We start from the raw sequence: 12,116 nt of genomic DNA, 5'->3' as shown, positions 1-12,116 counted from the left end.
GTGCTTTCCCTTTCAATCTTTTAAGTGCCACTACACTCAGCTCTCGACAGACAGAAATAAAAATATAAGTGCAATAATAGGAATAGCGTTTGACATCATAATCGCAATCATGGAAAGGTTATTTACGGCCTGCTTGCTTTCATCATCTGTTCCAACGCTCCGTTGTAAGAAGATGAAAAAAATCGAGAATGCAGCGAGCATGACAATGATAATCGCAGGTAGATAAATATCCTCCATTGGTACAGGCTCCATATTGACTAATCCAAGGATAAGTAAAACAATCGGTAAAGCTTCAATAACTGCTGTACTAATGAAGAAACTCCTGTGTGCTTCTCCGACTTGACTCGGATCTTCTTTCAGCCGCTCCACATTTTTCTTATACATCATTAATATTCCAAATACAGCTAGCGCAGCAGCTATGACAAAAATGTATACCCCCATAAATATCCCCCTTTGTCTATGTATTTAATTCATATATTCCTCATTCTAACAAAGCCTGGGCTACAAAAATACCCCTAAATTTACTAAATTATAGAAGGAAGCAGATGTGAGATTGGGACAAAAGCTCTGACCCCTTGTCCCATCTCTTCCAAAACTGGGACAACGCCTCCGTCCCCAAGTGCCCCACTGGGACAACTGCACTGACCCCAGTGTCCCGCCCCGAACCCGGTGTCCTGCCGGCAATCCTTCGATTAAATTTGCCCAACCAGCCTTTCTTTCGTTATAATTTAAACGATACGTGTAAGTTGTTTGGTGAATATGTTAATTAGGAGAATATTATGTTTAACTTTGTCGATTTAGCAATTGCTTTTACGATAGCACTTGTTTCGAGCTTTCTGCTTACGTACGCAGTAAAGAAGTTCGCGGTGAAAGTTGGAGCTGTAGATTTCCCGAACTATCGTAAAATCCATAAAGAAGTGAAGCCCAGATTAGGGGGCATTGCCATATTTTTAGGTGCAGTGCTAGGTATGCTGTATTTACAGCCTCACCATGAGCATTTGCCAGAGATACTCGCTGGAGCATTCGTCATCATCCTGACCGGTGCCCTTGACGACCGTTTCAGTATTAAACCGATAGCAAAACTAACCGGCCAGCTCATCGCCGCATCTTTTATCGTCTCATCCGGTCTGATTATCGAGCGGATTACATTGCCTGTCATCGGTATGATTGACCTCGGTTTTTTTAGCGTTCTCATCACCGTCCTCTGGATTGTCGGGATTACGAATGCCATCAACCTTATTGATGGCTTGGACGGGCTCGCAACCGGCGTAACAACGATTGCCTTAATTAGTATCTTTATTATGGCAGTCACAGATGCGCAGGTGATGGCAGCTTATCTTGCTATTGTACTGATTGGTGCGAATCTTGGGTTCCTTTATCATAACTTTTACCCGGCAAAAATATATATGGGGGACACCGGATCGAATTTTCTCGGCTTCATGATTGCCGTCATCTCGATGCTCGGTCTATTTAAAAACATAGCATTTTTAAGTTTCATCGTACCAATTATCGTACTTGCTGTACCGATTTTTGACACAATCGTTGCTATTATTCGCCGTGCTTATAATAAGGAAAACATCATGGGAGCCGATAACAAGCACATCCATTACCAGTTGATCAATGCCGGTTATAGCCACCGGAAAACGGTTATCATCATTTATATGTTTAGTGCAGCCTTTGGTGGCCTTGCGATTTTGTTTTCCGAGGCAAGTTTAAAATTTGCACTCCTCATTAGTGTTTTCGTATTTCTATTCCTCCACATCTTTGCCGAACTGGGAGGTATCGTCATGGGAGGAAAGCGTCCAGTAGTTGACCGCTTAAGAAGAATCCGCTGGAAATATAAAAAGCCGAAGCCAAAATCAGACAAAAAGAATAAAAAGGAAAGTTACCAGGACAATTGACTCATTCAATTGTCCTTTTTGAGCTCTGTGAAAAGTTTTACAGTCAAAAAAACCCTCTTATGATATAATTACTTTGCCAATTACTAGTCCAAATTGCTTATTAAGTAAAAAATACATACTAGAATGAATTTCATAATTACCCAAGTCGGCTATTCCATCACCATATGTAGTTGGGAACGAACCAACTCAACTACATATGGTGATGGTGAAGCATTAAATACGTATTATGAAATTCATTAACTAAAAGAACTGTAATGGACTTCCTAAAGGTGAATACTACATCCGAATTAACGATAGATATGCAAATAACTTACTACAATTACAAAGTAAAAGTAGACTTTACAGCCGGCAACAAATTTGAAAAAGAATTTAACGATGACTTTTACAGCGCCACGCCAATCACGGTTGGGAAGGAATATAACGGAACTATTATAAAAAGCAGTGAAAAAGATTATTACAAACTCAGGTTGGATAAACCTGGTAAATTTACCGCTTGCATCAATACAGAGGGAGCAAAAAGAACGAATAATATTACACTTGCGATCCTCGACGGGAAGAACAATACGTATGCAAGTTTTGGAAAAAAGATATCCTTAATGGGAGACGAATGTACCCATGTTGGACTTGATGCAGGGGAATATTACATCAAAGCGATATAAAGTGAAACTTCAATATAAAAAGGGAGGACTTTATGGATCAATTCATAAAGCCTCTCTTTTTTATTTTCAATACTATAAAACTATAGCAAAAGACCTATATTAAAAGTTTTTAACAAAACCTTCCATCGAATTTAACATTCATTTCGTATAGTGATGGTAGAGGTAAAATTCGAGGAGGAGAAAATATCATGTCATTAAAAAGAAAAATGGTAGCAGGATTATCAGCAGCAGCAATCGTTGCTTCCGGAACAATTCCTTTCAATGTGCTCGCAGACCCGATTCAACCCGACGAACCCCAAGCCGAGGCTCAATATAAAGCTGAGGTCATCGAACGAATTTTCGGTGCAGATCGTTATCGCACTTCTATTGAAATTAGCCAAGAGGGCTGGGAAGATGGTTCAGCTGAAAACGTAATTATCGCAAATGGATTGGAATTCGCTGATGCGCTTGCAGGTGTGCCACTTGCTCATGCGTGGGATGCACCGATTCTATTAACACCGAATGATCGCGTGCTGGAAGATACATTGGAAGAATTAGAGCGCTTAGGAGCTTCTGAAGTACATATTCTTGGTGGGAAAACAGCAGTAAGCGATGAAGCGGCTGAAGCAATTGAAAAAGCTGGCTACAACGTCAACCGTATTTTCGGAGATACGAGATATGAGACAGCAGCCGAGATTGCAGCGGAACTTACTGGCGGTCAAGCGGAAAAGGCAGTAATCGCAAGCGGCCAATCTTTCGCGGATGCATTGTCGATTGCTAGCATCGCAGCGCAAGAAAGTATCCCAGTTCTTCTCAGTCTTTCAGATCGTTTACCTGAAGCAACAAATGCAGAATTGGAAAAACTCGGTGTTACCGAAACGATTATCGTCGGTGGAGAAAATGTAATTTCTGAAGATGTTGCAAGCGAGCTTCCAGGAGCGGAAAGAATTCGAGGAAAAGACCGTTATGAAACAAATATCGCCCTACTTGAAGCTTTTAATGTGAACCCGGAAAATGTCTATGTAGCATCTGGTAAAGATTATGCCGATGCCCTCACGAGCGGAGTGCTTGCAGCAAAAGAAGGAGCGGCATTAACACTTGTTCATGACCGGATACCAGCATCTCTTGCACCATATTTAGAAGAAAACGAGCCGGGAAAAATTTCAATTTTTGGTGGAGAAGCTGCGGTTAGTTCATCGATCTATGAACAACTGCAAGGTTACGTGAAACCAGCAGAGGAAGAAGAGCATTTCAACTTAACGATTATGCATACGAACGACACTCATGCTAGTCTCGATGAGGTCGCAAAACGGGCAACAGCAGTGAAAAACGTGCGGGCTGAAAATCCTGAAGCATTACTTCTAGATGCAGGGGATGTTTTCACAGGCACATTGTACTTCAATGAATTCCTTGGACAAGCAGACTTGGAATTCATGAATTATATGCAGTATGACGCAATGACATTCGGAAACCATGAGTTCGACCTTGGCTCATCACCAGAAGGACACCAAGCGCTTGTTGACTTTGTCGAAGGTGCCATGTTCCCATTTGTCAGCAGTAATGTCGATTTCAGCAAGGATGAGAAATTCACTGGTCTCTTCAGTGATCTTGTGTCCTCTGAACCAGAAAACGGGAAAATTTACAATGGAATCATCAAAGAGGTTGAAGGGGAGCAAGTTGGAATCTTCGGACTGACGACAGCAGATACAGTCGGCATTTCAAGTCCTGGAGATATCGAATTTGAGGACTATCTGGAAGAAGCGGAAAAAGCAGTTCAAGCATTTGAAGATCAAGGCGTCGATAAAATCGTTGCAATCACCCATATCGGTTTCGATGATAACCCTGCCGTGGACAATGACTTAGAACTTGCTGCACAGGTTGATGGTGTCGATGTCATCGTTGGCGGACATAGTCATACTGTACTCGAAGAACCAGTCATCGTGGAAACGAATGAATTTGGCGAAGCGAAGGATCCTACCGTCATCGTACAGACAGGAAACGGCAATGCGAATCTCGGTCAGCTTGACGTTGAATTCGATGAGAACGGGGTAATCGTTGGCCAATCGGGTGAATTAATTCCAGTCAGCGAACAAGCAGAAGACCCGACAGCAGCACTTATGCTTCAAAAATATAAAGAGCAAGTAGAAGAAGTTTCCGGAGAAGAAATTGGTGTAACGTTGGAAGAACCGCTAACGAACCCACGAGCTGGGGACGAAGGCAATGAAACAGGTGAAAGTGTACGTAAAAACGAAACGATCCTCGGAAACATTATTACCGATGGCATGCTGCGTGCTGCAAAGGATTATGATGAGAACGTAATGATGGCACTGCAAAATGGCGGCGGAATCCGAGCGCCAATCGATGCTGGTCCCGTTACAGTCGGAGAAGTCATTACTGTTCTTCCATTCGGCAACACCCTGGCAATTGCAGATGTAACTGGTGCTGAATTGAAGGAAGCTTTTGAAATAAGTGTTGGTAATTATCCAAGCGAAAATGGCGGATTCCTGCATGTTGCCGGCGGTAAAGTTGAATTTGATGCATCCGAGCCAGCTGGAAACCGTGTTGTATCTGTAGCGTATGAAACGGCAGATGGCAGTTTTGTAGAAGTGGAAGATGATCAAACCTACACGATTGCTACCAATGCATTCACTGCAAAAGGTGGAGACGGGTTTACCGTTTTTGAAGAAGCATACGCAGAAGGCCGCGTAACCGACCTTGGACAATCGGATTGGGGCAACTTCAGCGACCAACTCGTGCGTCTCGGCAGTGACAACATTCCAACTGAAAAAGAAGGAAGAATTATCGAAGTGTCAGTTCAAGAATAAATTTATTGTTATATTTTTAAAAAGTGGTTCGTCAATTCATATGCTGGCGAGCCACTTTTCAATTAGTTGGTTCATGGTCATATAGTTGTTTGCACTCCACAAAATTGCTATAATATAAGCAGCATCCACGCAATTTTACCTCTACAATAAAATCCTCAGAAGGAAGTGAAAATTTGGCAAACACTCTAGTCAAAGAAGAAACTTCGCGCTACTCGCACCCGTACCTGAAAAAATTGGAAAATCCACATGATAAGCTTTTTAAAGAAACGTTCAGTCATCTGAAAGTGACGAAAAGCTTCTTACACAACTACTTGCCGCCCGAAGTGATGAAATACCTTGATACGGACACATTAAACTTGGAGAAGGATAGCTTTATCAATAAAGAACTCAAAGAAAACTATTCCGATTTACTTTTCAGCGCGAATATCGACGGGAAAGAAAGCTATGTTTATTTTTTGTTTGAACATAAGAGCTACCCCGATAAAACCGTTCATTTTCAGTTGCTGAAGTATATGGCAGAGATTTGGGATTTGAAAATGCGAAAAGAAAATTTGAATAAATCTGGACGCATTTATAAAACGAGTAAAAAAATAAATATCCAGAAGGAGGCGAAATCGCAATGAGTTTAGCAGAAACTCTTCGTGAAGAAGGTAAAAAGAAGAAAAAGTCACGTTGATTAAAAATGCCTTAAATGAAGGGCTGGAAATCAATCTAATCGCAAAGATAACCGGCAATCCAAAAGAAGAAATAGAAAAAATCGCCACGGAACTTAAAAAGTAATAAAAACAGACTCCAAATGAAAAGAGACGATCCAGCCGTATACTGAACCGTCTCTTTTCATTTCGTGAAAAACCTCAAAAATACCTATCTTTTCCCACTCATTCAATATATTTAAATCGCATTTCGTGATATAATTTAAGTCAATATATAAGGTGAGGGATTTATGATGCTGTTTATCGAAAAGATTAAAAACAAACTGAAGAAACCAGAATCGATGCATATCGATTTTCTGCCAGCAAAGTTTTTTGACAGTAAAAATTGGTTCCATCAACCGTCACTCATCGATCTTTCTATTGAAAATCATAAAATTCATCTGCAATCAAAAACAACGGACAGTACATATGTAAACTTTTGGGAGTCAAATTCCAACTATTCTAAGCTGGAAGAACGTCATAATAAACTCATCCTTCATCCTCAAAACTCAATTTTCATCGAAGGGCATACGACAAACTCGCTCAACTATCAAATCTACCTAATTGAATACGATGAAGAAAATCAGCAGACGAAAAAACATACAATTCAATTAAATCAGTTACAACAAATTACTCCGAAACCGACAACGAAGGCTGCCCGTTTAGCTATCCGTATCGCTGGAGAAGGGGAAATGGAGATACGCAATATTTTCACGTCACCATTTTTACCGGTGGAAAAGAAGGAGAAAACGTCGATTCGTCACCTGAATAACCTGACGTTCGCAGGAGTTTTGCCGCAAAGCGCGATCATAAGCCTGAATGCAGTCACCGAAGCAACTCGTCTGCAACCAGATGTTTATGAAAAAACGCTCGCAAACAATGTTCCTGATTTTATCCTTTTGGAAGCAGGAGAGCTGCAGGATGGCAATTGGGGAGACATACATGACCGGACTTCTCCAATTGGCAGGCTTATCCTTTGGTGCCAAACGTCAGACATTCCAATGATTGTCTGGCATAAACAAACAGCGGCACCGTATGAGAAACTTCAGGAACGGCTTGCCGATTTCAAATTCGTGCTCATCCATGATCCTGAAATCTATGACGCGTACAAACAGGCAGCCGGCGAAACACCAATACATCTTATTCCATACACAATAGGTGCACCTTCCATCGATGTTTTCAAAAAACACCCGACTGTAACGGTGCTGAGCCCAAGAATAGCCGAACCAGACACCGGCTTTGAAGCGGAATCAGCAACAGAACCAACAAAACAACCAACACGGAGCAAGCAGCTGCTTCATATCGAAACTATCCCAGCAGCCGCTAATATCGAAATACAAATCGAGGAACAACTTTCGAAGGGTAATCTTGTAATCTGTGAAAAATCTGCTTTGAAAAGCAATATTTTCCAAAATTTAGCACGAACTGTCGAAACGGAGACGGAACTCAAGCAATTGATCACTGACTATCAACATAATCCTGATAAAGCAGCTGATGATTATCGGGCAATCAGTCGCACCATACGATGGAAGCATAATTATCGTGATTTCATGCATTTTATTACGAAAAGTCTTAAAATCGAGCACTCGACAAGACTTCCATCCGCAACGATTATTTTTTCAATCCGAACGGAACAGGAATATCAAAACGTCGTCCGCACGATTGAAAAACAGACAGCGAACCGTGTCAACTGGATATTGTTTATCACACCATTCACAGGTTTCGAACAAGCAATCAACCATTTACTTGCCGCAGATAACATCAAAGTCTATATCGCAAGCTTTGCAGTTAAGAATTACTCGCTTGAGCAGCTGACGAAGAGTACGTACGTTGGAGTTGTAGACAGCAGCAGGGAATACGACGATTTTTACATCGAAGACAGTATCAACATGATGTATTACTTCCGAATGACTTCTTTTGTTGACTATTCCATCAAGAAAAATAAACCTGTATTTGCTCAATTCTTCCTAACGGCAAAAAACACGCATCAAACGCTTGCTAGTTTGCTGGAGACGTTCGTTCCAAAGGAGAAGATGAAGTGAAACGATTCAATATACTAATCCATCTCGCTGAAAGAACCTATGCAGCCCACTCGGATGCATTCTTTTCACTTTTAAACATACTAGCTGCTGACACAAGAATAAAAATTGATATTCTCGCGGAAACAACGGAGTTACTCGATGAAATCCAGGAATCCATCCCTGAGAATGCACGTAACAACAATCTATTTTCAGTAGCGAAACGCTCAGAAGAAAAGTCATCTGTCATCAATACGACAGAAAAAGCCATTACGTATTTAAAAATCATGGAAAAATTCGATACGCTCATTTGGATGGGGCAACTCGAGGAAGTGAACAAACTGACAAGAATCTCAGCCGAAAAAGTTATCCCCTTCCTGTCAGCAGAAGAGGAATCGGAAACGGGCAAGCTTGAAGTTTATCCATTTATACTCACGGATTCCATGGAGCGAAAGAAAATCTTAAATCATTCCAGCTCACTGCAGGAAAAGGTAATCTATTTACCAACTTGGAAAGTAAATGTCCCGGCTCGGACTCCTGCCTTCGTCAACAGACGCGGGATTGCCGAAATTTCTGCGGAAATGGAGACGACTGATTCCCTTCCTGAAGTTATGGAAAAAATTAAACTTGAAGCACCAACATTCGACTGGCGCTACAAAGGGAATGAGACGGATTATTATAGCCTGGACACGGAAACGGATATTGGAATCGTGCTGGAGGAGGATATCCATCCCTTCCTTGATTATGCTAAAAAAGGGAAGCCAGTCATCGTGCCGGAAAAGGAACTGTTTATCGCTTTACTTGGTGAGGATTATCCATTATTCATCCAGCACCCAAATGACTTAACAACGATTCTCCCCCAGTTACTTGCAAATGAGGAGATTTATTACGTAGCAACCAAAAAATGTTATACACTCGCTGAAAACTTTGATTATGAAAGAAACAAACAACAGCTACTCGAGACGATCCACTCCCTTAACAATAAACAAGAAACAATTCTATTTGCCGGGCATGATTTTAAATTCCTTTACCCGTTTATTGAAACGTGTGCCCGTGCTGGTAAGAAAGTGTTGCTAGATAATTGGAAAGGGCATAAGCGTCACAGCCGTAAGAAGAGTTTCGCATTGTTGGCGGAAGCAGATATCATTTTTTGTGAATGGGGACTTGGCAACGCAGTCTTTTACCAAAATCATGTGAAGCAGGGTCAAAAGCTGTATATCCGCGCTCATCGTCAGGAGCTGCAGACCGATTATTTGAAGAAAGTAAACTATCGGAAGGTCGAAAATGTTATTACGATCAGTCCGCAAATGCTCGAGGAGTTCCATCAGGTGCACCGGATTCCACGTAATAAGCTTACTTTAATTCCGAACATGGTCGATACGAAAAAGTTCCAGCTGGCGAAGAAAGACGATGCCAGATTTCATCTTGGCATGATTGGCATTATTCCGAAGTTAAAGCGAATCGACCGTGCAGTAGAAATTTTTGAACGTCTCTGGCAAGAGGATAATCGTTATAAACTCCATATTAAAGGTAGATTACCACAAGACTTGCCTTGGCTCGAGGAGCGTTCAGAGGAAATGGCTTATTTCCAGAAGGTTTTTGAAAAAATAGATCAAGCACCATGGAAAGAAAACATCATCTTTTCCCCGTTCGGCTCCGATATTCCCGAATGGCTGACAAACATTGGCGTCATTTTATCCACGAGTGATCTTGAAGCATTCCACCTCGCTCCAATGGAAGGGATGGCAAGCGGGGCAACACCGATTGTGTTCAATTGGGAAGGGGCAGATCTCATCTATCCTGAAGAATGCATCGTCACGAGCGTGGATGAAGCGGTGGAGAAAATTAAAAATCTCGAAATGAACGAACGAACGAAGCATCAGCACATTTACGAACGATACGACCTCCAAAATATTACAACAGAACTTATGGAGCTCGTTTTTAATTAAAAAGAGGGTATGCAGCCACACTAGGCCACGTACCCTCTAACACTATGCAAAATCCACCTAAGTCCACGCAAGAAAAATTATGACACCAATATTAAGTAACGTAATAATCAGTGCAATAGTCGGAATCAGCTTCTTCTCCCGTTTCGAAAAAAACGTAACCCCGATCATCACGACAGAAACAAACAGCCCAACAATAATGAAACTCGCTACAATATCTGAAATCGTCTCACTCGTGGCTTGCGAAAGCGGATCAAGTAGAATCATCGATAAACTCGTTATGATACTTGCAATGAGGAAAAGATAACTTCTCCAGGAAGTAACTTTACTGTCCCACAACATCACGGCCTCCTTTACTAATTTCTTTTTCTATTTTATCACGCATTTACGGTCTGTAATACCCCATCTTTAAACACAAGGGAAGTCCAATAAGATGGGGGAGATATACAGTCCGTAAATCCCTGATTCTGTTCAATTAACATTCAGTGAAGGGAAGGGATCCCCCACAGAATGAAGTTTCACTTTATCTCGCTTATCCTCCTAATTTACAAACATTTATTACCCAATTAATCCGAAATTAACATTCTCTATCTTAAAAGCCAAGAGGACTCCTTCCTCAAAATTCCATAGGATTTTAGGTGGGAGGTGAATTGGCGGTTTTGGCAGTTGAGAATATATAAAATATTGTCACCAAAATCCTTGTAACCTTCGTATTTTAATAGTGGCATTTCCCTCCCTTTTATGATATTATAAACAGTGCAGCACATACGTTCGAAAGACCGGTATCATTGATGGTAAAATAAAAGTAATCCCTAAGGCAAGACCGATGGGATAGCGGGGTTGGGTGTTTTTAGCACACCAATGTGTCAACTCCACTGGTGGTTAATCGTCATCTTGAAAGTCGATACCCCAGAAACCCCCACTTCAAGTTTCATAGAAACGAAGTGGTGGGAGTATTCATGTATAATAAAAAGTAAAGATGCATAGAATCGATATGTAGCCCAATCGAGAGGAGAATTTAATGAAAATACAGGCTGTTGCTGAGCGTGGTTATCCATTACAATTTCCCGAGAACACAATGTCTTCTTTTCAGGCAGCAATCGATTTGAACTTTTCCCATACAAAGATGGAGGTGCATCTGACCAAAGATGATATCCCTGTCGTCATGCGGGACATGACCATTGACCGTGTAACGAGCGGCCGCGGTGAAATCAATCAATTTACCTACGCGGAACTTCTGAAGTTCACGATTAATCATGACGAACGGATTCCAACGCTTGCTGAAGTCATCCATCTAACAAAAGGCAAAATAATAACCGCTATCGAAATTAAACAGAGCGGTTTCTATTACGGCCTTGAGGAAAAAGTGTATGACCTTCTTCGCCAGCATCAAGCAATGGAAGATGTTTTCATCATTTCAGAAAATCATCATTCGCTCGCAAGACTGCGCATTTTATCAAAACAAATTAAGCTCGGATTACTTACTGACAAACCGGACACTCATGACTTCTTTTTACTGAAAGAACTGGATGCTTCTTATTATATGCTCACGTTCGACTTTCAAGCGATGCAAAAGCTCGATCTCGCAGTACTTAAGAGGATGAACATCCAGCCAATCGTCGGTACGATTCAAACGATTGAAGAAATGAAGTTTATGCAAAACTATCCGGAAGTTCTTGTTTCCACAACCGAACTGGAAAAATTCCAAGCAATCTGTTATCCGGAAACAATTGTAGACTGGAAGAAAGTGGGAATCTAATGGAAGAAAATCATGTACATTGCTTTTCCGATTATGCTTCCAGCAGCAGTATTAAAAATGAAACCCTCCCTTAAATATATACGAATCGCGTAAACATGGACCCTACCCCCGTCCATGTTTTTTAATTGGGGCAGAGGGTTCATGCATTTGTCCCGCGGTTGTTTAGGGTAGATGAAGCTGATATAATAGATTCAGAATTTACACTATTTCACCTCAACATTATATCCTCAGAAGGAAGTGAGAAATATGGCGAACCCCTTATTGGTCAAAGAAGAAACTTCTCGTTACCCCGAACGGAAGGTTAGGAAAGTGGAAAATCCGCATGATAAGCTTTTTA

Annotated in this window: 9 protein-coding genes; 7 read left to right on the top strand and 2 right to left on the bottom strand. The window is 41.3% G+C overall.

Annotation, left to right across the window (positions count from 1 at the left end; genetic code table 11):
* Positions 1-36: 36 nt before the first annotated feature.
* Positions 37-441 (bottom strand): hypothetical protein, encoded by a 405-nt coding sequence (locus L3V42_RS03635; protein WP_238471347.1) that lies wholly within the window; start codon positions 439-441, stop codon positions 37-39.
* A 338-nt stretch (positions 442-779) separates the two neighbouring features.
* Between L3V42_RS03635 and L3V42_RS03630 the strand changes: the two genes are divergently transcribed.
* From L3V42_RS03630 to L3V42_RS18480, 6 genes are all read left to right on the top strand, one after another.
* A complete protein-coding gene (locus L3V42_RS03630; RefSeq protein WP_235761844.1) occupies positions 780-1,901 on the top strand; it encodes a glycosyltransferase family 4 protein in 1,122 nt (373 codons plus the stop codon).
* Between the two features lie 269 nt (positions 1,902-2,170).
* Positions 2,171-2,560: a hypothetical protein gene (locus L3V42_RS03625; RefSeq protein ID WP_235761843.1), complete on the top strand. Its 390-nt coding sequence runs from the start codon at positions 2,171-2,173 to the stop codon at positions 2,558-2,560.
* Positions 2,561-2,748: 188 nt separating this feature from the next.
* Positions 2,749-5,364, top strand: a complete 2,616-nt coding sequence (locus L3V42_RS03620) for a cell wall-binding repeat-containing protein (protein WP_235761842.1) — start codon at positions 2,749-2,751, stop codon at positions 5,362-5,364.
* Positions 5,365-5,537: 173 nt separating this feature from the next.
* Positions 5,538-5,987 (top strand): Rpn family recombination-promoting nuclease/putative transposase, encoded by a 450-nt coding sequence (locus tag L3V42_RS03615; protein WP_235761841.1) that lies wholly within the window; start codon positions 5,538-5,540, stop codon positions 5,985-5,987.
* 320 nt (positions 5,988-6,307) lie between these two features.
* The gene (locus L3V42_RS03610; RefSeq protein WP_235761840.1) at positions 6,308-8,098 is read left to right on the top strand and encodes a hypothetical protein; all 1,791 of its coding nucleotides are present in this window, start codon (positions 6,308-6,310) and stop codon (positions 8,096-8,098) included.
* A complete protein-coding gene (locus L3V42_RS18480; RefSeq protein ID WP_235761839.1) occupies positions 8,095-10,023 on the top strand; it encodes a glycosyltransferase family 4 protein in 1,929 nt (642 codons plus the stop codon). The genes L3V42_RS03610 and L3V42_RS18480 overlap by 4 nt, the downstream gene beginning before the upstream one ends.
* A gap of 57 nt (positions 10,024-10,080) precedes the next feature.
* Here the strand turns inward: L3V42_RS18480 and L3V42_RS03600 are convergent, their stop codons facing one another.
* Positions 10,081-10,362, bottom strand: a complete 282-nt coding sequence (locus L3V42_RS03600) for a hypothetical protein (protein ID WP_235761838.1) — start codon at positions 10,360-10,362, stop codon at positions 10,081-10,083.
* A 679-nt stretch (positions 10,363-11,041) separates the two neighbouring features.
* Here L3V42_RS03600 and L3V42_RS03595 point away from each other — a divergent pair.
* Entirely contained in the window at positions 11,042-11,779 is a 738-nt protein-coding gene (locus L3V42_RS03595) for a glycerophosphodiester phosphodiesterase (RefSeq protein ID WP_238471346.1), read from the top strand.
* The last annotated feature ends 337 nt before the right edge of the window (positions 11,780-12,116 follow it).

The sequence above is a fragment of the Oceanobacillus alkalisoli genome, assembly GCF_022213125.1.
GTDB classification, from domain to species: domain Bacteria; phylum Bacillota; class Bacilli; order Bacillales; family Amphibacillaceae; genus Oceanobacillus; species Oceanobacillus alkalisoli.
Note: the sequence above shows the minus strand (reverse complement) of the source record. Positions and strands in the feature narration are given on the sequence as shown.